This is a genomic window from Mesorhizobium sp. M0768, assembly GCF_040320195.1.
Taxonomy (GTDB): Bacteria; Pseudomonadota; Alphaproteobacteria; order Rhizobiales; family Rhizobiaceae; genus Mesorhizobium.
The window spans coordinates 44173-62957 of sequence record NZ_JAMYPD010000030.1 but is presented as its reverse complement, the minus strand read 5'-3'; the positions used below and the strand labels follow the sequence as shown (position 1 = coordinate 62957).

The window sequence follows — 18785 nt, the reverse complement described above, 5'->3', positions numbered from 1 at the left end:
TCTCCGCGGCGCAGGCCGCGCTCGTCCTCAAAACCAGGATGAGCAACGCCGACCCGCACCAGTCAAGATGCAGCTCGAGCCAGGGCGCGGTGAGAGAAGCGGGTTAGGTCTTTGTTTTATGCATGTCGTTCTCCCAAGACCGAGCTCACTTTTGGGCGACATTGCATTAGCGAAAAGCTGATGCTGCCGGTTGTTCGAACTTCGCCGCGCCGGTCATGATGGCGACGACATCGCCCATGGTGTGGGTTTTCGGACTGACCACGGCCGCACGTTTGCCCAGGCGCATGATGTGGATGCGGTCGGCGATTTCGAAGACGTTCGGCATGTTGTGGCTGATCAGGACCACCGGCAATCCGCGCTGGCGGATCGCCCGGATCAGGTCGAGAACCTGGCCAGTTTCGCGCACGCCGAGTGCTGCCGTCGGCTCATCCATGATCGCGAGCTTCTTGGCGAACAATGCCGCTCTGGCGACCGCGACGCCCTGACGCTGGCCGCCTGACAACGATTCGACCGCGCTGCCGATCGACGGCAGGTGGAATTTCAGGTCCGCCATGCTGCGCTCCGCCTCCGCGCGCATACCCTTCTTGTCGAGCATGCGCAGCACATTGCCGAGGAAGCCGGGGCGGCGGCGTTCCCGGCCGAGAAACAGGTTGCTGGCGATGTCGAGCGCGGCCGCAACGGCGAGATCCTGGTAGACCGTCTCGATGCCGAGCTTGCGTGCTTCCAGCGGACCCTTGAAGTGGACGGGTTGGCCGTCCAGCAGAATGTCGCCGCTGTCGGGGACGATCGCGCCAGTCAGCGCCTTGATCAGCGAACTCTTTCCAGCGCCGTTGTCACCGACCACCGCCAGGATTTCGCCGGCGCGCAGTTCGAAATCGACACCGTCGAGAGCGGTGACGTGGCCGTAGCGTTTGACTACGTTGCGGGCTTCGAGGATGACGCCACCCGGGGTGGTCACCACTGGCACTCTCGGCTCGACAGGCGTCATCACCGCCTCCCCCTGGTCAGTTGATCGAGCGCGACCGCCACGATCACGAGAATGCCTGTGATCAGATCCTGCCAGAGCGGATCAATGCCGGCGAGCGTCAGCCCGTTGCGCAGGACGCCGACGATCAGCGCGCCTATTAGGGTGCCGATCAATCCGCCCCGGCCGCCGAACAGGCTGGTGCCGCCAATGACGACGGCGGTGATGGAATCGAGATTGGCGGTCTGCAAGGCATTGGGGTCGGCATTGGGGATTCGGCCGAGCGCCAGCCAGGCCGCGATCCCGTAAATGAACGCCGCTAGGACGTAGACCGACAGGAGGAGCCGGCCAACAGGTATACCGACAAGCCGGGCGGCTTCCGGATTGTTGCCGACCGCGTAGACATGCCGTCCCCATTGCGTCTGGTTGAGAAGGAACCAGACCATTCCATAGAGGAGGAGCATGATGATGACGCCGTAGGTCACGATGAAACCGTTCAGGCGGATGGTGTTTCCCGTCCAGCCGAGAAATTCGTCGGTGACCGCAAAAGCCCCGCCCGCCGAAATCAGCCTGAGCGCGGCGGTGATGATGCCCAATATACCGAGGGTGACGATGAAAGGTGGCAGGCGCAGGCCGCTGATGAGGCCCCCCGCCGCGACACCGGCCGCCGAGCAGGCGAGAACGGCCAAGGTCATGGCCGCGATCGGATCATAGCCGCTGTTCGCCAGTTTTCCGGCAAGGATGGTGCCCAGTACGCATATTGCCCCCACCGCGAGGTCGATGCCGGCGGTCAGGATGATCAAGGTCTGGCCAATGGCCAAGGTGCCGATGATCACCGTCTGCTGGAGAATGATCGACAGGTTTTGCGTGGCGAGAAAACGCGGATTGGTCAGGGAAAAGATCACGCCGAAAGCGAGCAGTACCAGCAATGGGCCCACCGATGGCGTGCCAATGACCTTCTTGGCAATGCTGGACGTTCCGCCGAAAGAGAGTGCCGATGGCGAATTCATAAGTGCCCTCTGGAACAGTCGCCGCGTTCCCAGCCTCAAGGGTCGGGCCGGAAACGAACGGGACCATGCCGACACAGATATACCGTCTTGCCGACGGCCTGTCCGGCATGGTCCCGCCGGGAGGATTCAAAATATCAGTCGCCCCAGCAGTTCTTGAGGCCCCATTCGGTGTCCTTGGAGTCGATCCCTTCAACCGGCTTGTCGGTGATCAGGAACGAACCCGTATTGACGAAGCCGCTCGGCTTCTTGCCGCTGGCGGCATAATCGACGACCGCGTCGACGCCCATGGCCGCCATCTTGTAGGGGAACTGCATGACCGTCGCGGCGATCTTGCCGGCCTTGACGTCGCGGACACCGGCGCAGCCGCCGTCAATCGAGGTCAGCATGACATCGGCTTCCTTGCCGAAGGATTTCAACGCCGCATAGCCGCCGGCGGCGGCTGGCTCGTTGATGGTGTAGACCGCATTGATCTCGCCGTTCTTGGAGAGCAGGTTTTCCATGCCGACCTGGCCCTTGTCCTGCGCGCCATTGGTGATGGCCGAGCCGGCGATGGCCGGATCGCCCTCGGCAAGCCCGAAGCCCTTCAGATAGCCATTGTGGCGGAACGTATCGACCGTGCCGCCAGGCGTTCCATCGAGCATGGCCAGCACCGGCTTCTTGTCGCCGAGCGCCTTGCGGGCATAGGCGCCCTGCTGCACGCCGGCCTCGAAATTATCCGTGGCAAAGGTGGCGTCGACCGCTTCGGCCGGATCGGTCGCCGTATCGAGCGCGATCACGAGGACCCCTGCATCGCGCGCCTTCTTGATGATACCCAGCATGCCGGTCGAGTTGTTAGGCGTCACCAATATGCCTTTGGCGCCGGCGCTGATCAGATCCTCGATCGCAGTGACCTGGCCCTCATTGTCGCCGTCGAACTTGCCAGCACGGGCGATCAATTTGACGCCCTTGGCCTTGGCCTCCGCTTCGGCAGCCTGACGCATTTTCACAAAGAACGGGTTGACCTCCGTCTTGGTGACGAGGCCGACAATAACTTCATCGGCCGAGGCATGGCCGGTCACTGCAAAAGCGGTCCCGAAGAACACCAGGCCCGCAACGGCTGATTTCACGATGGTTCCGGATTTGGTGCCGGTCGACATAGGCAAAGCGAACATGAACTCCTCCCGAGTTGTTGAACCTTTCTCCTCAAAGGCTCACCGAGTTATGCATATGTTTTGCATAGAGTCAAACATTATATCTACAATTATGTATGTTTTTATACATAATTATAGATGCGAGCCGCGCCTCATGCGTGCCCTGCACGTCGAAGGATGGCGGTTCCGCAAAAGAGATCGAGGGGTTGGCAGTCGCCTTGCTCAGGCCACCGATTTCGTTTCTTTCTCCGGCCGGTCGAGCGACGCCGCCCTGTTCAGATCATGCATGGCGTTGCGTACGGTCCGGCTGTCGCTGAGCTGCCGATAATTTTTGTAGAGAGACCGGTAGGCGGCCGCGCTTTCGCGGCGTGGGTGATAGGGGGTGAAGGTGCGCGCGCCGAACCGGGCCGTGCCCTCGGCGAAGCCGCTCACCAGTTCGGCCGCGACCGCGCCATGAACCGCCGCGCCGACAGCCGTCGCATGGGCAATGCTTGGAACCTCCACGACGCGCCCCAGCACGTCGGCCATGATCTGCACCAGCAATGGATTGTTCTGGGCCAGCCCGCTCGTCAGGATGATGCGGTTGATGCCAAAACCGCCGGCCTCGAAGAGGTCGACCACCGTGCGAGCGCCAAAACACAGCGACTCGATCAGTGCGCGGTAGATGCCGACGCCCGTGGTTTCGGTGGTGAGACCGAGAAGCAGGCCGCTGAGGTCTGAATCCGCGAGCGGCACCCGGTTGCCGTTCCACCAGTCAAGCGCCACGAGATGGTTGGCGCTGGGTTCGAGCCCGGCTGCCTCACGGTTGTAGATACGGAAACTTTCAGCCTCGTCCGCGCCACGCGGAAAGGCCTTCACGAACCAGGCGAGCATGTCGCCAAACCCGGCCTGCCCGGCCTCGTAGCACCAGAGATCGCGAACCGATCCATCCTTGGCCACACCTTCGATGCCGGGGGGCAAAGGACGGAACTGTTCGTTCAAAAAGAGATAGACCGCAGAAGTTCCGAGCGCACCGACGAGACAGCCGGACGACACGGCCCCGACCGCGGGCAGCACGACGTGTGAATCGATGACCGCCACTGCGACGATCGCGCGGCCAGTGATCCCCGTGCGCATCCGCCATGGCTCGGATAGGCTTCCAGCCGGAGTGCCAATACGGTGCGGCTCCGACAGCCTTTCGGAAAGACCTGGCACGATCCCGTGCGGATAGCCTTCGGTCTCGGAATACTGGGCCTTGTAGGCCGCAAAACCCAGACTGCGCACTTCGGAGCCGGTCAGTTGCCAGACAAGCCAATCGCCGGACTCGATGAACCGGCCGACCTCGCTCCAGATGCCTGGCGCCTCGTCCGCAATCTGGGCGGCCTTCGGAAGCAGCCATTCCCCGGAAAGCTTGCCGCCGAAATTGCGCAGGAAGGATCCTCCCTGACGGTTGATCGCGTCCGCATAGGGCTGCGCGGCGCGATGTTTCCACAGTTTGACATAGGCATGAGGCTCGCCAGGGTGAAGTTCGGAAAGGGCTATGCCATCGGTGGTGGTCGGCATCGGCGAGCTTGCCGAGAAGCCGAGCCCGATCGACTCGATGATCCGTCCGCGCCCCAGCACACCAAGGATTTCTTCCGCAGCATCGAGATAGTCGGCGGCGTTCTGCAACGCCCATGAGCGTGGCAAGGGCGTGCCGTCAGGAAGGCTTTGCGTCATGACGTCATGGCGATAGGCATGCGTGTGGCTGCCGATCTGCTCGCCGGTTGCGGCGTCGATCAGGACGCCGCGGGCTGATCCGGTGCCGTAATCCAGTCCGATGACATAGGTAGCGGTCATCTCGCCTGCTGCCTTCCCAACTCCGGCGACGCAGCGCGGCGATGTTTCTCGAGCGCCCTGTGGACCGCCTTTTCGACGGCCTCTACGGTCAGGTGGAAATGCTCGTAGAGCATCTCGGCCGGGGCCGATTCGCCAAACGAGTCGATGCCGACACACTCACCCTCAAGGCCCACATATTTGCGCCAATAGTCGGTGACGCCGGCTTCGACGGAGACGCGGGGAACGCCGCGCGGCAGCACCTCGGCCTTGTAGCCGTCATCCTGCCGGTCGAAGGCACTGGTGGACGGCATGGAGACCACACGAACCTGGATCCCTTGCTTCGCGAGTCGCTCCTGGGCGCCGACAGCGAGCTGTACTTCGGATCCGGTCGCGATGACGACGGCATCCAGCCGGCCATCTTCCCGGCGCAGCACATACCCGCCCCTGCGCACCGCTTGAACCTGGGCTTGGTCGCGCGGCTGAAACGGCAGGTTCTGCCGGCTAAGCGCAAAACTAGTCGGCGTCGCCACCTGCTCAAGCGCAATCTGCCAGGCAACCGTCGTTTCAACGGTGTCGCACGGTCGCCATACATCCATGTTGGGCATCAAACGGAGCGTGGCCAACTGCTCGATGGGCTGATGCGTCGGACCGTCCTGACCGAGCGCGATGGAATCGTGGGTAAAGACATAGATGGCGCCAAGCTTCATCAGCGCTGCCATCCGCAGGGCGTTGCGCGCGTATTCCGAGAACATCAGGAACGTGCCACCGAATGGACGCAACCCGCCATGGACCATCAGGCCGTTCATGATCGCGGCCATTCCAAACTCGCGCACGCCATAATAGATATAGTTGCCGCCCGAGATGGATGTGATCGGTTCCGCCCCCTTCCAAAGCGTGAGGTTCGAACTGGCGAGATCTGCCGAACCGCCGATCAGTTCGGGAAGCAAGCCGGCAAAGGCCTGAATGGCATTCTGGCTTGCCTTGCGTGTCGCCAGCATTTCGGCCTTCTCGACGGTTTGCGCAACGAACGCATCCGCCTTGGCGGCGAAGCCTGCGGGAAGATGGTGCGTGGCTCGCCGTTCGAACTCCTCCGCATCATCGGGGTAGGCCGCGCGGTATGCCTCGAAGCGGCGGCGCCAGGCGGCCTCCGATGCAGCCCCCCTGACCGAGGCGTTCCACGCGTCGCTAATCTCTCCTGGAACGGCGAACGGCGCATGCGGCCAATCGAGCGCGAGCCGAGCCCGGCCGACCTCGTCGGCGCCGAGCGGAGAGCCATGGCTATCGTGACTTCCGGCTTTCGTCGGCGCCCCCTTGCCGATCATGGTCTTGCAGCAGATCAGCGTCGGGCGGGCTGCTTGCGCCTTCGCTGCGGAAATCGCCCGGTCGACTGCCGCGATATCGTGCCCGTTCACATCGGCAATGACCTGCCAGCCATAGGCCTCGAAGCGCTTGGGCGTATCGTCCGAAAACCAGCCGCCGACATGGCCGTCGATGGAGATGCCGTTGTCGTCGTAGAGCACGATCAGCTTGCCAAGGCCGAGCGTTCCGGCAAGCGAGCAAGCCTCATGCGAAATGCCTTCCATCAGGCAGCCGTCGCCTGCCAGGACAAAGGTATGGTGGTCGACAATGTCGTGTCCGGGTCGGTTGAATGCGGCGGCCAATGTCTTTTCGGCAATTGCCATGCCGACGGCATTTGCGAGGCCTTGCCCGAGCGGCCCGGTCGTAACTTCAACTCCCGGCGTATAGCCGAATTCGGGATGGCCCGGCGTCCTGCTGCCAAGCTGCCTAAACTGCCGGAGATCGGCGATCGAGACATCGTAGCCTGTGAGATGAAGCACGCTGTAGAGCAGCATCGAGCCGTGGCCGTTGCTGAGCACAACGCGGTCGCGGTCGGTCCAGGCCGGATTGGATGGATTGTGACGAAGGTGCCGGTGCCAGAGGGCGACCGCGATCTCGGCCATGCCCATCGGCATGCCTGGATGGCCGGACTTGGCGTTCTCGACCGCATCCATTGACAGCGCGCGAATGGCGTTCGCCAGGAGATCCGGGCGGGCTAAGTCGTTTTGCGCTGATAACATGCGATATTCCGTCGATGGAGTGACGGAGAAACACCGGAACGGCGCGGTCGGTCCGCGCAAGTTCATCCGTTCCTCCCAGACGACATACTCTTAGTCATCGATATATCTTTAAGTCAACGTATTATTGCATATTTTTGTACAAAACGTGTGCCACTTTCTTGCGGACGCGCCTTTATCTCCCTAGGGATTGTGGCTAAACCTCAGGGCAAACGGGGACGTGCGTAATGGTCAGGACAAATGGTATGGCGGAGAACCCGGCCCTTGTGAACAGTGGCGAAATTCTCTCGCTGATTGCCACTGGCGCCGCCACGTCCCGGTCGGCGTTGCTCGACGCGTCCGGATTGTCACGCGTGACCGTCACCCAGCGCCTGAATGCGCTGATCGACTCCGGTCTGATCCGCGAGACGGCGCGCACCATGCCGAGCGGCGGAAGGCCGACGCGCGTGCTTGGGATCAATGAGCGGGCGGGCTTCTTTCTCGTCGCCAATATCGGCGAAACCTACATCCATCTTGCCGCCATGGACCTCGAACCCGCTGTCGTCTCGCAAAGTACAATACCGTTCAACGCGTCGGACGGACCGGCGGCTTCCCTCGAGCAGATTGCCGACGGGTTCGACATTCTTGCAGCGAAGGCTCGAACCAGCCATGGTTCGCTTTTTGGGGTCAGCCTCAGCATGCCCACGCCGGTGGATTTCAAGCACGGCCGCGTCGTCGGTCCTTCGGTCCTTCACGGATGGGATGAATTCGACATCATCAGCTGGCTGCGCCGTCGTTTCGATGTACCAATCTATGTCGAAAATGACGTAAACCTCATGGCGATCCACGAGCACCGCCAGAATTTCCCGCATGTCGATGACATGTTCTTCATCAAGGCGGGAACGGGTATCGGCAGCGGCATCATCGCCGGCGGCAAGATCTTTCGTGGCGCTCAGGGCGCGGCCGGCGACATCGGCCATATCCAGTTTAACTCCGAGAACGCGCCCTTGTGCCGCTGTGGCAAGCTCGGTTGTGTCGAAGCCCGCGCCGGCGGCTGGGCGATTGCCCGGGATCTCTCAAGCAAAGGCTTCAAGGCGGAGAACGCCCGCGATGTCATATCGCTCGTTGAAATGCAGAAGCCGGAAGCCCTGATGCTGCTGCGCAGCGCTGGGCGGGTGATCGGCGAAGTCGCCTCCGATGTCGTCAGTATTCTCAACCCGAACTTGATCGTGGTGGGCGGCACACTCGCCAAGGGTGGAGAGTTTCTGTTGTCCGGTATCCGCGAACTCGTCTACCAGCGATGCCTTCCACTTGCCACGCGCGAGTTGCAGATCGTCCTTGCCAACCCGCAGAAGGACAGTGCCCTTTTTGGCGCTGCCTATCTGGCGCTTGAGGATATCTTCAGCCTCGGGAAAGTGGAGGAGCTCATCGATCGGCTAGCGATAGACCGCGCCAATCCAGTTTTACAAAGCAGCACGGTTTCCGGATGACGCCTGTTTCAGGTAACGCCCATGATCATTGCGACAAGATCCTTCTGAACGCCTTGGCCTACAGTCATCTCGCCGACACTCCGGCCTTGCCGCATGACGACAGCACGGTGCGCCACGCGCACGACGTGGTCCATGTTGTGGCTGACGATGATGACTGACAGGCCTCGCTCCGGCAGGCGTCTTACCATCGTCAATATCTCGTCGGATTCGCGCACACCAAGGGCCGCCGTGGGTTCATCCAGAATGACCACCCGTCGGGCGAACGCCACTGCCCGCGCAACCGCGACAGCCTGACGCTGGCCACCCGACATCAGTCCGATCTCCTGGGAAGGTGAGACATGGCTGACGCTCAATGCGCTGGCATGCTGCCGCCACTGTCGCTGCTCTTGTCCAGCGGAAAGGAAGCCCAGCGGACCGAGCCAGCGTGGCCGCGTCTGCTCGCGTCCGATCAGGAAGTTGTCGGATACGGTCAGATTGTCGAAGACAGCAAGGTCCTGAAACACGGTCTCGATGCCCGATGCACGCGCGTCGGCGGGCGAACGCAGCCGCAATGGGTGTCCGGCAAGCTCGATGTCACCCGAATCCAGCGTTACGATGCCGGTGATCGCCTTGATGAGTGTCGACTTTCCGGCGCCGTTGTCGCCGAGCAAGGCAACAATCTCGCCCTCATGGAGGTCAAGCGACGCACCAGCCAGCGCCGTTACGAACCCGTAGGCCTTGCGCGCGTCCCGCACCGAGAGAACCAGACGCGCATCGGTGGCCATGTTGGAAATGCTGTCTGGCGAGGCGACACTCATTGGCTCGCCTGTCTCGCACGCAGCGTTCGAATGCGGGTCTCGATGTGTTTGCGCAAGACATCGAGTTCAAGGGCCAGCAGGATGCCGACGCCGATTGCCACCGATGACCAGAACGGAGAGACGTCGAGTTGCTGAAGGCCACTGCGGATCGTGGCGATGATGAGCGCGCCGAACAGCACGTTGGTGATGCTGCCGCGACCGCCGAAGAGACTTGCGCCGCCGACAACCACCGCCGTGATGGCGTCCAGCTCATAGCCGATGCCCGAAAGAGGCGAAGCCGACCCGGTCCGACCGTGATACAGCATGCCTGCAATGCCCGCTGTGGTGCCACAGATGGCATACGCGCTCATGATCAACCTGTCGCGCGGAAGCCCAACCCATTGCGCGACATCCGGATTGCCACCAACCGCATAGAGCCAGCGGCCCCATTGCGTACGCCGCAACATGAGCCAGAACAACCCTGCAAGAACCAGGACCATCAAGGCGCCGGCAGGTATGCCCAGCATCTTGCCGTTTGCCAGCCAATGCACTGCGGGCGAAACACCCACGAGCGTGTTGCCGCCGCTGATGAGCAATGCGACACCGGCAACAATGCCGAGCATCGCGACGGTGACCACGAGGGGCTGCGGAATGCCGCCTTTAACGATGAGGAAGCCGTTGATCAGTCCGACAATCAGACCAACAAGAGGATAGATGACCAGCGCAATCGAGCTGGGTTGATCGACACCGGTGAGCGTGGCCACCGTCACGACACTCAGCGCTATGACGCTGCCGACCGAGACATCGACGCCGCGAACCAGGATCACGAGGAATTGCCCCAGGCCCAAGGCGCAGACAATCGCGCTTTGGGCCAGGAGGTTCTGAAGATTGCGCACCGAAATGAAATGCGGGGCAAGCAGGCCGAATGCCACCACCAGGGTTACGAGAATTATGATCGGCCCGGCCTGCAGAAGCCATAGCAGGATGGAGAGGTGATCGCGGCGCCCCGCCGCCGGGTCGGATGATTTCCCCGCAATGTTGACGTGCGCTTCCATCGGTGGCGTTATTTCACGACGTCATCAACGTTGCCTGCCACAACGTCGGAGACCGTCTTCAGCATGCCACCCGCATTCTCCGAGGTTTGGACGGGCTGCGCCGGCACCACCACAAGCTTTTCAACGCTTTTACCGCGCACCAGGTCAGCAGTGGTGTCCGTGGCTGTTCTGGCGATCACCTCGAACGGGTAGGGGACCGTGAACTTCCAGTTCTTGTTGCCCGCAGCGATCGCCTTCAGCGCGTACTCCTGGCCGCCGACCGAACCAACGATGACATTGGAGCCGGCTGCCTCGAGCGCCTGCAGCGTGCCCTGTGCCGAGACGTCAAAGATATCGTAGATGCCGACCAGATTTGGATGCGCGTTCAACATGCCCTCGGCGATCGTGCGCGATTTCTCGGGGTCGCAACGGGCGTCGCCCTCGGCAACGATGCTGAACTTCGTACCCTTCAACGCATCCTTGAAAGCATTGATGAACGCGTCGGTATCCGCCAGGCCCGCAATACAGCGGATGACGCCAATCTCGCCTCCCGCAGGGAGTTGTTTGGCAAACTCCTGCACGACTGCCTTCTCGGCCCCGACCGGATCATAATTCACCTGCGCCGTCAGGTCGTCGATCGGCGGTGGCGCGCCGTCGAAGGACAGCACCTTGATGCCTTGCTTGGTCGCATCGTTGAGCGCGCTTACCAGTTCCTTGGAGGTGGCACCGGTGTTGACGCCGATAACCTTGTAGCCTTCAGCGGGGGCGTTGACGATTTCCTGAATGAAGAAATTGACGTCGCCGCGCGAGGTGCCCGATTTGACGTCGATCTGGACATCTTCAATCTTGCCCGCCCGGCCTTTGGCGACATTGTACTGGCGAACATAGGCCTGATCGCCGAGGTACGAAAAGAGCATCAGCCCCTTGGGCTTTTCCCCTGCAAAAGCGCTAAAGGCAACGCAGCAGCCTGCCGCAAGCAAGGTCGCGACGGAAGCGTGCAAAACCAGCTTCGATTTCATTTTTACATCTCCTCCCTGGGTGTCGAGGCCCATTCCCGATGTCAGCCTCTATCTGACGATACGCCATCTCCATCAATATGTCTATCTTTATCTAAATTACAGAGTGATTTTGTTCATTTTTAAACATAACTCGATCCCGACGCAGGTTTGCTCCGGTTCCCGATTGAACCGGTCGTGCGATAGAGCATGATGGCTGGAGGGCGAAGATCGATGGCCTTCCGCGTGCCTCTGTCAGAGGTTCGGCCAGCCAATTGCCCGTTCTCTCATCCGCAACGGCGCACGCGGGCGCTTCTTCAATGTCGTCGACCTCGTCAACAGGCTCGAGACCGAACCCGCTCCGGCCGCCAGGGCCGGATTGCCGATCACCTGACCCGGCTCGACTTCGTCGTACTCGATGAGCTCGGCTATCTGCCCTTCGCTCTGGCCGTCCGGCAATATCGCCGCCATCCACAGCACGTTTCGACATCTTGTCGCCGCTGCCCGGGGACAACGACGTAACCAGCCAGGTTGAGCGGCTCAGTTCCAGGGAGACAAAGATTGCTCCAAGGTCGACACGGACAGCGTTTGGGACTCCAGGTTGGGCAGACACATTCTCCACGGCGATCTCCTGTTGAGTGAGTGGTTCGATGCAGCCTCACCCTGACAGAGCGCCGGCCGCCGTTCACTCCTCATGGGATCTAAAGCCGAAAAGCCAATCAGCCGCGCCCGATCAGGCTGTGCAATCCCGACCAGCTCCGCCTGATCGGGCGCTTACCGGCGTGCCCTTCACCGCCCCAAAACCGGGGTTCCTTTTGCGCGAAAATATCGCGTCCCGATTCCGTGATCATTGACAGACGATGCTGACGATCGCAGCCGATCCAAAACACCTCGGTGCGCGCATCGGCATCACCGCCGTGCTCCACATCTGGGGATCGGCGATGACCCACCATCCGCACGTGCACATCATCGTGCCGGGCGGCGGCATCGCACTGGGCGATAGCCGATGGGTCTCCTCGCGGCCGGCCTTCCTGCTGCCGGTGCGCGTGCTCGGCAAACTGTTCCGACGGCTCTTCCTCGCCCGGCTGGTCGCTCTGCACGACGCCGGGCTGCTCGCCTTCTTCGGATCGCTGGTGCACCTGTCCGATCGACGCGCATTCCTGCACCACCTTGCTCCTGTTCGCAAGAAGTGTTGGGTGGTCTACGCCAAGGCGCCGTTCGCCGGGCCGGAGGCGGTGCTCGCCTATCTGTCGCGCTACACCCACCGCGTGGCAATCTCGAACCGCCGCCTGATCGGCTTCGATGAGGCCGGCGTCACCTTCCGCTACAAGGACTACCGGCGCTACGGCGCTGACATGCAGCAGGTAATGACGCTTGCTGCCGAGGAGTTAAGGGACTTCTTCGGTCGGCCCCTCTTTGGCCCGATCAATAGCCGCAAGTAATGACTGAAGGTTTGGCGGCAGTTCTGGTTCGACCCCCAGATTTAAGAACGTTTGTAGGTTATGACGATAGCCATCGGAACGGATCAGTTTCCGAAATGCTTCGGAGACAGACTGATGGTCTGCTTTGTTGCTGGCTGTCATGTTCGGGAAGTCCCTCCCAATGAGCCGCAACTCGCCCGCAACCAAAGGGTTCCATCAGGACGTCGGAATATTTAGTATAATTTCTGAGCGGGAGATCGCATAACCGGCTCGCGCGAAGACCCCCCGTGCCACCTTCTTTGCCGCAGCATTATCCTCGCTCCTTGAACTGAAGATTTGTGTCGGTTTGGCGTCCGCGTGGCACATCGTGAACGTTGGAATGCTTCTGTCCAATGTTTGCTCACGCTGTGATGCCAACAGGGCAGGCGCTTGCGGCAGGGTGCCGAGGCCGCTACGAACGAAACGCCGGCGCAGTTCAACCCACGTGATGTCGTTCAAAGCTGGGGGGATCGATCTCCATCAAGCGGTCTGCGGCCTCGACCGCAGTTCGTATCCTGCTGCACAGCGCGAGATTTTCGGCCAGCATTTCTTCAGTGCGTTGAAGCGCCAGCTCGGTCCGGTGGATGCGCTGCCTGGCATTGGCAACTTCCGATGTCAAAATATCGACCGCCATCCCGTGGCCGTGGGGTTCCATAGTGTCCATGGGTTTCTAATACATGGGGGGCGATATCGTTCCGCGATGTCGGGCGAAACGGCGGGCCGCAGAATAGCGCTAGGGCCGAATGACCAATGCACTCCCTGTCAAAACAGCGCCAGAAACAGGCGAACGACTTCGGCCGCTCTACCTGCCACGGGCAGAGGCGATCACGGTCCAGAGGGTCATTGATCTGTTCAGGCACGACTATAGCGCAAGCGACGACACACTCAGGCGGCTGGTGATCAAGCACCGTCTTCACAATCAGACAATGCCCGGCGCTCCGTCGAGAATAAGCGCTCCCGGTTTGGCTATGGCGCTCGCCGGCGATGATGACGCACTTGCGCGGTTGAGGCGGGACGATCGCGAGCACCCGCACAACTCGGTATTTCAAGCGGCTCGGCATCCCGCGACCCTGACCTGTTATCAAAAGTTATGGTCGCGGCTACTGTCCTAAGTAGATGTCGCGGCCCGACAGGGCCCCATACATGCCCATACGTGCGGAATTCCTCGACGAGGCCGCGCATGCGATTCTCTTGCCTCGAAACAGGGGCTGGAGATTAACGGGAATGAGGTTTATCGGCAAGTCACCCCTGGGCCGTAATCGATTGCCTGTCGGATCGAGGCCGAGCAGCTTCAATTCCTCCAGATCGAACACTGAACTACTTGACCCGTTTTCCTTCTCCCGAACTGTTTCGAAAACACGCGATGAAGACCGAGTGCGCGCGATCCAGCTTCGCCCCTCGCAACGAAATCGGGAGGGCCGACATGCGTTTGCCAGACAAAGTTTGGTGGGGCAGGTTTCCACGTAACTTTGATCCGTAGGCCGCTTTGCCCGGAGCGGTGCTATGTCCACGTAGAGTGCAGATCCGCGGCTCCAGCCTTCTCGCGCAAGCATTCGGCGTCTCCGCATGATCGACGCAGGATGTTTGCTGCAAGAGTGTGCATGATGGACAGTGGTGGGGCACGCATTGACGATGTCAGGCGTTCAGGATTTTCGCTTCCTTGGCGGCGCTGAGAAATGCCACGCGCGCTACATCCGGTGAGCCGCCGCCGCCGAGAACCATCATGCATGCCATACGAGCCTGGATGCGGCGCGCGGTTTCTCCAATGGGCCAGCGGTAAAGCACCATTTCGGCGGCTTCGCGGGTGCTCGAAACACTGACTTTGTCCGAGGACAGCAAAACGGTCACGGGCTCTTCGAACGTGCCGACATCTCGTTCGCAGGTCATATGCTGGTCTCCTTTCGCAAACCTCCCCAAGACTTTACGGGTGAACCATCCGTTCCGTTGCGTCACGTTTGTCCCGGTAGGCGAACATTGTGAGGATGGGCTTCGTCCACCCCCCTCATGCCTCCTCTCATAACCGAGGGGTCAGTTCTTCATTTCGTCAGGGGGTCAGTTTCTCAATTCGGGCGACAGGCGTGTCGGAGCGGCTCTTGTGCTTGAGGCCGGCTCGCGAGGAGCTATGGTCGGAATTGGGTGACGCGGCCGATCAGGCGGCGCGGTGATCCGGTGTCGCGGACTGTGCGACACCATTGGTGAATTTGACGCCGGCGATGTCTGAGCAGCTCAAGAGAGGCGACAGTATCGAGGTATCTGCACGGCGGGAGGCACGCGACGCTCGATGCGGATTTGCTGGAATGGATTATGCGGATGCAGCTTCGAGTTGCCGCGCCGGCTCCTGGTGCGGCGCAGCATCTGTTCCCGCGCCAACGCCGGCCGGTCATGTTCCTTTAGGCCGAGCGCGGTGGCTTCAGTAAAGGCGTCGACAAATGCCAGCAGGCGTTTGGTCCGGTCACGGTGACGCCGGCGCTCACGGCCGATAACGTGCAGGCCGCTGTTGAGCGCCAGCAGGTGGGGCCGCGGTCTTGCGGCGCTGCCGCAGCATGCGAGCGACTAGAAAGGTGCCGAGCCAGGGTTGATGCTGGAGTGGACTGATGTCTTCCCAGGCGTCCGAGAGCATCGCAGCAACACCACTTGATGAGATCGGTTATCGTGCTATATATGTAATCATCCTCACCAACCCAGCGGAGTGGAATATTATGGCACATACCAATGACACCATTGAGCTATCGGGATTTGGCGCGCTCACCGGAACTCCGAAGGAGGTTGGTGACCAACTTGATCGGCTGACTGCGGAGCAAGTCATAGCACTAACGTTCGAGCATGGGAGTGAACCCGCAGTTCGCGCCCTTGCGGACACGGTCGTCAGCATCGCGCCTCTGGTCCGTACCATCCTGATGAGTCGCCAACGTGAAACCATTAACTTAATAATCGAGGCCCTGGTCCCTCAGGTGCCGCCCCCGCAATACATGCTTGTCGAGGCACGGATGACGGCCGAGGCGAGAAAGGCAGTGCTGGAGAGCGGCGATTGGCTGACCGCTCCCCAAATCGCCAAAATGGCTGGGTTCAGCACAAGCAACCCGAGTGCGCAGCCACACAAGTGGAAGAAAGAAGGCCAGATCTTTGCAGTTCGGCATCGGGGCGTAGACTATTTCCCTGGCTATGCACTGGATTCCGGCGCTGGATATCGGCCTATCAAAGCGCTCGCTAAGGTTCTTAGCGTCTTACACGGGAAGAAGGATGACTGGGGGCTCGCCTATTGGTTTGCATCGGTCAATAGCTTCCTTGGGGGCAAGCGTCCGCAAGATGTGCTCCCCGCGCAACCCGAGCGCGTTCTTGCAGCCGCCGAGGATGAGTTGGTAGGCGCACTCCATGGCTAAATCAAAGATTGGAAGGGGACCTGGGACTCCAGTTCCCGTTCCATCGCACGATTTGCAGGATATCATCACCCGAACGATATGGCCGGCGGACCAAGTTATCCATCGTATCCATTTGAATCTCTATGCCGGCGTCGAGTTCAATCCAGGCCTGAAAGGCAATGCCCGATTCAGCCCGATCAAGAATGCAAGTGGGGCCAGTATCCCAACTCTATACGGCGGCACGACCTTTGAGTGTGGGGCGATGGAAACCGTCTTCCACGATGTGCCATTCGCGCCGGGCCTGAAGACCTACGACAAGGTGAAACTGGCGGATCAAGTCTATTCGCAGGTGGCGCCGCAGGGCGAATTGGTCTTGGCTGATCTGAGCGTCACAGCGCTGAGGAAACTCGGCATCAAGCGCAGCCAGATCATCGACACCGAGAAGGACCACTACCCAGCAACGCGCCCCTGGGCTGAAGCCATTCACGCACAATGCCCAGATATCCAGGGACTTTGCTGGATTTCTCGGCAGGACGACCGGGCTCTCGCCGTGATGCTGTTTGGCGATCGAATTCCGGCAAGGATGTTGGTGCAGTCCGGCGTGTCGCTCGATTTGACCAGAAATTCTAACGTGTATTCCGAATTGCTCGAACTCGCCGATCGTATCGGCGTAAAGATCGTAGGCATCAGCTTCTGATGGTGGGAACAGGAGATCAGGGCAAATCGGGGGACAGACGAGGTAAGTCGTTGACCTCCCCAACCGCGCCTTCCGGCAACCGTCTGATCAGAGTGTGCCGTTATCAACGCGCCTTGCCCACGAAATCCCAAAACCTAAGGATTGGCAGGCCTTGCAGCGCGGTTGCGTAATCATGTTTCGCGACGAGCTGGCGAGAACGGCGCCGTGGCAACCAACAACATTGCCTACACCCGCACGGAATCGGCGCTTGCCCAAAGCACAAGCTACGACGCCGACTGGCGGACCCGGTACTATGATGCCTATCGCCGCCAGAACCGCGACTTCCTTCGCTTTGTCATGACCGGTGAGTTCCCCACGACCGCCTCGGATTGCTGGGACGGCTATTGCGCCGCCGTCGTTGCCGAGGCTGGCGTGGTAGCGCTGAAGGAAGCCCGTCGTACGCCTGTGCAGATGATTGCAAAGCCGGAGTTCTACGCGTGAAACTGGGTTTCGTTTCAGACAGTCTCGCAATCTGCCGTTGGACGCGGTGCTTAATCATGCCCAGCGCATGGGGGTATCCGGCATCGAGGTGAACACTTGCGGCTGGTCGACCGCCCCGCATTTTCAAGGTCACCTGAACTGTAGCGGAGGCTGACTATGGGCATGTATCACAACCGTCCTCATGTCGAGGATATCCGAAAGATGAAGAAGGATAGCCAGAAGATCTCGATGCTCTTCGTCAGCACGCCCGACGAGGCGGCTGCCGCTGCCGCAGCGGGCATTCACATGCTTTCATCGAAGGCCGATGCTTTGATCAGGAAATGCGACAGGCAGCCGGCGATTGTTTCGTACAGGTCGGCCTTCCATACGGCAGTTGGGGCAGCTTTGCTGGCCGTCCGCTCGCTACGGCAGAAGACTATCTGCGTGCGGCTTTCCACTTCGCCGGCATTGGTGGCGACGCCTTCTACTGCTCCGCGTCCTACGACATCCAGAAGGCGCTCTGCGACAACCACCTTCCAGTCGTTGGGCATATCGGCCTGATCCAGAAACTCGAGGAGATCGGTGTCTTCGGGGCGGAACTGGAAGTCGTGCCCGACCGGGTGGCGAAATTCCTGACCGCCTACGCTGGTTTGGTGCCAACGCCCTGGCACAGTGGGCAGATTAATTGCGAGCAGGGAGTCTCGAAGTCCGGTAATCCTAGGCTCCGGTCGACGCTTATCCAGGTTGCGTGGCTCTGGGTGCGCCATCAACCCAATTCCGCACTCAGCCAGTGGTTCAGGGCGCGAGTCATCCAGAATGGTGGCCGGTACAAGAAGACGGCGATCATCGCCCTCGCTCGGAAACTGCTTGTTGCACTGTGGAAATACGTGAACGCCGGAGTCGGTATAGAAGGAGCTCTCCCGACGAAACCATCAGCGTAGACGCCAATCGATTCTAACAATCTCCAGGACCGATCAGGCCTGGCAGATTCTCGGTAGACGAACCGACGAAACTCATGGCCTCAAACAGCCGCCGCTGAAGAATGGTTTCGTCTCTTGGGTCCGACTCCGCCGCAAGCGGGATCATGGAACAGGTGCATGCGCCCTGACCGAATATAAGGTGGACTGGGTTCGTTCGCGAACCGCGTCACGCAAACGGACCCATCGAATGGATCTGCGGATTGCCCGGAGGTACATGACAATGTCGACGTGACGCCGTTTGTGGTTGGGCGCCGGCAGGCCGTAGAAGATCAGTTCTTGCGACTTCCTGAAAGCTGACGATCGGCTTGGGCTGCATGATGTCCGGGTTTTGCCCAAAGGGGACATAGGGGCATCAAATCAGGCGGTTGCTTTCCGCAATTTGACGCGCCCGCCGCACCGTGCCGTCGGTGTCGGCGGACTTTCGTCTTGTTGCTTCGTCGCTTCTGATTGTCAGCCGCTTCGACAGGATTTTTCCAGTTTCGACGATTGGCTTGACCGGTATGGCCGGAGCGTCCGGAGTTTTCATGTACCTCATGCTTATTGTCCTTTTAGGCAAAAATGAAAGAGAGCGCGGAGCGGC

The 18785-nt window shown here is 60.6% G+C and carries 17 protein-coding genes and 5 pseudogenes; 8 read left to right on the top strand and 14 right to left on the bottom strand.

The window, feature by feature from the left end; genetic code table 11:
• Positions 1 to 166 precede the first annotated feature (166 nt).
• The 5 genes from NKI08_RS27685 to tkt form a co-directional block, all read right to left on the bottom strand.
• Entirely contained in the window at positions 167 to 988 is an 822-nt protein-coding gene (locus NKI08_RS27685; RefSeq protein WP_352774068.1) for an ATP-binding cassette domain-containing protein, read from the bottom strand.
• A complete protein-coding gene (locus tag NKI08_RS27680) occupies positions 988 to 1974 on the bottom strand; it encodes an ABC transporter permease (protein ID WP_352774066.1) in 987 nt (328 codons plus the stop codon). The genes NKI08_RS27685 and NKI08_RS27680 overlap by 1 nt, the downstream gene beginning before the upstream one ends.
• Positions 1975 to 2108: 134 nt before the next feature.
• Positions 2109 to 3125: a substrate-binding domain-containing protein gene (locus NKI08_RS27675; protein ID WP_352774065.1), complete on the bottom strand. Its 1017-nt coding sequence runs from the start codon at positions 3123 to 3125 to the stop codon at positions 2109 to 2111.
• Between the two features lie 201 nt (positions 3126 to 3326).
• Positions 3327 to 4922, bottom strand: a complete 1596-nt coding sequence (locus tag NKI08_RS27670; RefSeq protein ID WP_352774064.1) for an FGGY-family carbohydrate kinase — start codon at positions 4920 to 4922, stop codon at positions 3327 to 3329.
• On the bottom strand, positions 4919 to 6979 hold the full coding sequence (tkt, locus tag NKI08_RS27665) for a transketolase (RefSeq protein WP_352774062.1): 2061 nt from the start codon (positions 6977 to 6979) through the stop codon (positions 4919 to 4921). The genes NKI08_RS27670 and tkt overlap by 4 nt, the downstream gene beginning before the upstream one ends.
• A gap of 224 nt (positions 6980 to 7203) precedes the next feature.
• Between tkt and NKI08_RS27660 the strand changes: the two genes are divergently transcribed.
• Positions 7204 to 8445, top strand: coding sequence for an ROK family transcriptional regulator (locus NKI08_RS27660; RefSeq protein WP_352774060.1), 1242 nt, complete (start codon positions 7204 to 7206; stop codon positions 8443 to 8445).
• 8 nt (positions 8446 to 8453) lie between these two features.
• Here the strand turns inward: NKI08_RS27660 and NKI08_RS27655 are convergent, their stop codons facing one another.
• From NKI08_RS27655 to NKI08_RS27645, 3 genes are read right to left on the bottom strand one after another with little or no spacing between them, the layout of a single operon-like run.
• Positions 8454 to 9242 (bottom strand): ATP-binding cassette domain-containing protein, encoded by a 789-nt coding sequence (locus tag NKI08_RS27655; RefSeq protein WP_352774058.1) that lies wholly within the window; start codon positions 9240 to 9242, stop codon positions 8454 to 8456.
• Positions 9239 to 10276, bottom strand: a complete 1038-nt coding sequence (locus NKI08_RS27650) for an ABC transporter permease (protein ID WP_352774056.1) — start codon at positions 10274 to 10276, stop codon at positions 9239 to 9241. The genes NKI08_RS27655 and NKI08_RS27650 overlap by 4 nt, the downstream gene beginning before the upstream one ends.
• An 8-nt stretch (positions 10277 to 10284) precedes the next feature.
• Complete coding sequence (locus NKI08_RS27645; RefSeq protein ID WP_352774054.1) at positions 10285 to 11274, bottom strand: sugar ABC transporter substrate-binding protein; 990 nt, start codon at positions 11272 to 11274, stop codon at positions 10285 to 10287.
• A gap of 250 nt (positions 11275 to 11524) precedes the next feature.
• Between NKI08_RS27645 and NKI08_RS27640 the strand changes: the two are divergent.
• A pseudogene (locus tag NKI08_RS27640) lies at positions 11525 to 11721 on the top strand (ATP-binding protein); the annotation flags it as partial.
• On the opposite strand, the pseudogene NKI08_RS27635 reads toward NKI08_RS27640, so the two are convergent.
• Positions 11705 to 11863: pseudogene (locus NKI08_RS27635) on the bottom strand (IS110 family transposase); the annotation flags it as partial. The pseudogenes NKI08_RS27640 and NKI08_RS27635 sit on opposite strands and share 17 nt — an antisense overlap.
• 244 nt (positions 11864 to 12107) lie before the next feature.
• On the opposite strand from NKI08_RS27635, the pseudogene NKI08_RS27630 reads away from it, so the two are divergent.
• Positions 12108 to 12638 (top strand): annotated as a pseudogene (locus tag NKI08_RS27630) (IS91 family transposase); the annotation flags it as partial.
• A gap of 508 nt (positions 12639 to 13146) precedes the next feature.
• Here the strand turns inward: NKI08_RS27630 and NKI08_RS27625 are convergent.
• From NKI08_RS27625 to NKI08_RS27610, 4 genes are all read right to left on the bottom strand, one after another.
• Complete coding sequence (locus tag NKI08_RS27625; protein ID WP_352502794.1) at positions 13147 to 13344, bottom strand: hypothetical protein; 198 nt, start codon at positions 13342 to 13344, stop codon at positions 13147 to 13149.
• Between the two features lie 1001 nt (positions 13345 to 14345).
• Positions 14346 to 14558, bottom strand: coding sequence for a DUF982 domain-containing protein (locus NKI08_RS27620; protein ID WP_352774052.1), 213 nt, complete (start codon positions 14556 to 14558; stop codon positions 14346 to 14348).
• 378 nt (positions 14559 to 14936) lie between these two features.
• On the bottom strand, positions 14937 to 15191 hold the full coding sequence (locus NKI08_RS27615) for a DUF1612 domain-containing protein (RefSeq protein ID WP_352774079.1): 255 nt from the start codon (positions 15189 to 15191) through the stop codon (positions 14937 to 14939).
• Entirely contained in the window at positions 15181 to 15330 is a 150-nt protein-coding gene (locus NKI08_RS27610) for a DUF1612 domain-containing protein (protein WP_352774051.1), read from the bottom strand. The genes NKI08_RS27615 and NKI08_RS27610 overlap by 11 nt, the downstream gene beginning before the upstream one ends.
• Here NKI08_RS27610 and NKI08_RS27605 point away from each other — a divergent pair.
• The 5 genes and pseudogenes from NKI08_RS27605 to NKI08_RS27585 form a co-directional block, all read left to right on the top strand.
• The gene (locus tag NKI08_RS27605; RefSeq protein ID WP_352774049.1) at positions 15305 to 16090 is read left to right on the top strand and encodes a hypothetical protein; all 786 of its coding nucleotides are present in this window, start codon (positions 15305 to 15307) and stop codon (positions 16088 to 16090) included. The genes NKI08_RS27610 and NKI08_RS27605 overlap by 26 nt on opposite strands.
• Positions 16083 to 16766 (top strand): RES family NAD+ phosphorylase, encoded by a 684-nt coding sequence (locus NKI08_RS27600; protein WP_352774047.1) that lies wholly within the window; start codon positions 16083 to 16085, stop codon positions 16764 to 16766. The genes NKI08_RS27605 and NKI08_RS27600 overlap by 8 nt, the downstream gene beginning before the upstream one ends.
• 204 nt (positions 16767 to 16970) lie before the next feature.
• Positions 16971 to 17246, top strand: coding sequence for a hypothetical protein (locus NKI08_RS27595; RefSeq protein ID WP_352774045.1), 276 nt, complete (start codon positions 16971 to 16973; stop codon positions 17244 to 17246).
• Positions 17243 to 17370 (top strand): annotated as a pseudogene (locus tag NKI08_RS27590) (sugar phosphate isomerase/epimerase); the annotation flags it as partial. The gene NKI08_RS27595 and the pseudogene NKI08_RS27590, both read left to right, overlap by 4 nt.
• Before the next feature lie 487 nt (positions 17371 to 17857).
• A pseudogene (locus tag NKI08_RS27585) lies at positions 17858 to 18166 on the top strand (transposase); the annotation flags it as partial.
• Positions 18167 to 18557: 391 nt separating this feature from the next.
• On the opposite strand, the gene NKI08_RS27580 reads toward NKI08_RS27585, so the two are convergent.
• A complete protein-coding gene (locus NKI08_RS27580) occupies positions 18558 to 18740 on the bottom strand; it encodes a hypothetical protein (RefSeq protein ID WP_352541463.1) in 183 nt (60 codons plus the stop codon).
• Between the last annotated feature and the right edge of the window lie 45 nt (positions 18741 to 18785).